1 protein-coding gene and 1 pseudogene are annotated in these 2,067 nt (G+C 62.0%); one reads left to right on the plus strand and one right to left on the minus strand.

What is annotated here, in order from left to right:
• Positions 1 to 340 precede the first annotated feature (340 nt).
• Positions 341 to 1,399 carry a glycosyltransferase gene (locus EYW47_RS40550; protein WP_133200409.1) on the minus strand — a complete coding sequence of 353 codons (1,059 nt, stop codon included), beginning with the start codon at positions 1,397 to 1,399 and terminating at the stop codon, positions 341 to 343.
• A 335-nt stretch (positions 1,400 to 1,734) separates the two neighbouring features.
• Between EYW47_RS40550 and EYW47_RS40555 the strand changes: the two are divergent.
• Positions 1,735 to 2,067 (plus strand): annotated as a pseudogene (locus EYW47_RS40555) (TCP-1/cpn60 chaperonin family protein); the annotation flags it as partial.

Here is a 2,067-nt window from a genome sequence, read left to right on the forward strand (position 1 = left end):
CCTGCTGCTGACGACGGACGCAGCGGTTGCTGAACTGCCGAAGGAAGATGCCCCGATGGCCGGCGGCATGCCCGGCGGCATGGGCGGCATGGGCATGGACATGTAATTGCGATCCGGAGCTGGCGCTTCGGCTGTCGACCAGAGTTAGCGCTTCAGCGCTTACTTTGGTCCCATGCAAAGCGCCTGCTCCGGTCCCATGCAACATGGTTGCACCCAAACAAAAAACCCGCAGCGATGCGGGTTTTTTGTTTGGCGCGCCCCGTTCATGGGGCAGAACCGCAGGCCTGTGCGGTGCCGTGCGTGAAAACCGGCGGAAAGCGCGTTGCGGGTCGCGCCTGGCCTAATGGGCATCCAGATTCTGCATGCGGCCAAAGCGCGAAAAGATGCGCCAGCAGCGCAGCGCCCGCCACACTTCGCTCGCGTTGGTTGCCCCTCGCAGCATGATCCGGATATAACCCTTATCGATGAATGCCCGCGCAAAGTGGCGGCGTGTCGCGCGGCATTGAATACGCTTTCTCAGCACATGCAGGAAATTGCCGCCTTCCCGATTGACTTGCCGCAGCAGGAGCTTGCGAAAGGGGCGATCCTCGCGCGGATCGCTGGCCGCGCTGACGAGTGTATCGATGACGCGCAAATAGCCGGTTGCCCGACGTGCGACCGAGGCTTCGGAAGGCGAGTTGATGATTGAGTTGGCATTGCGTCGATAGCCGTAGACCGGCTCCTTGACGAAACCCATGCGCTGGGCGTGCCGCGCGAACTGCAACGTCCAGATGATGTCCTCATGCACGATCCCTTCCTCGAAGCGCAGGCTGAATCGTTCGACGAAATCGCGTCGCATGCATTGCAGCCAGGCGCAGACGGCCCAGTCGTCATCCGGCCCGGTTCGCATCAACCACGTTCTGCCGTTGCAAACCTCGCCCCACGGTTGGTGTTCGTACATGGGCGACGGCTGTGCTGGCGCCGGCAGCGTATCGAATGCGAACCCGTTGCCGATGACGACTTCCAGATTGTTCTCGCGGCCTTGCGCGATCCATCTGCGCAGTGCGCCAGGCATAAGCCAGTCGTCCCCATCGGCAAACACGATCCATTCGCCGCGCGCGAGCGCAAGGCCAACGTTGCGCGATGCCGAGACGCCACGATTCTCCTGCACCACCACTTTTACGCGCCTGTCCTTTGCCGCCGTCGCTTCGAGGATCCTGAGGCTGCCGTCCGTGGCTCCGTCACAGACCGTGATGACTTCAATTTCGACACCTTGCTGCTCGAGTACCGAGGCGAGCAATGCTTCGAGCCACGGCTCGCAGTTGTACACGGGGACGATGACGCTCGCATCGATGCGACGCTCCATGTCGCCACCCGATGGCTTCGGCGCTTCTGCTTGCGCCGCTTGCACGCTCGTCATGGTCAGGCAACTCTGAAATTTGGACGCCCGAATGCTACCAGACGGCAGTAGGGCAGGCGGCAGGCACAACTGGCGGCGGATGCGACGCCAGCAGCCAGGCTGGCCGAAACCACAGCTGTGACCTTGGGGGCGGTATGCTTGCGCCGTGCCGCCTTCCCGGTTGGAGGGGCGGCGGTTGGGCAGTGCGCGGGTTATCGGGGCCGGTTTCAGGCGACGGGAAAACGTTCCCAAGGTGCGACTTCAAGTCACTCGGCCGTTGGCAGCCGTGCCCGGTGGAATTTCACGTCATCAACGAAAATTCAGGCGAATAACAGCGTGGCCGTTGTCTTGCCACCGCCGGCATGAAGTACGTCGCATCGGGCATGAACCCGATGGATCTGAAGCGCGGCATCGACAAGGCCGTCGCAGCAGCTATCGACGAGCTGCGCAAGGTCAGCAAGCCCTGCACGACCAACAGGGAAATCGCGCAAGTCGGCTCGATCTCGGCCAACAGCGACACGTCGATCGGCGACCGTATCGCTGAAGCGATGGACAAGGTTGGCAAGGAAGGCGTCATCACCGTCGAAGACGGCAAGTCGCTGCAAGACGAGCTCGAAGTCGTCGAAGGTATGCAGTTCGACCGCGGCTACCTGTCGCCCTACTTCATCAACAACCCGGACAAGCAAGTC

This window comes from Paraburkholderia silviterrae (assembly GCF_004353915.1).
Taxonomy (GTDB): Bacteria; Pseudomonadota; Gammaproteobacteria; order Burkholderiales; family Burkholderiaceae; genus Paraburkholderia; species Paraburkholderia silviterrae.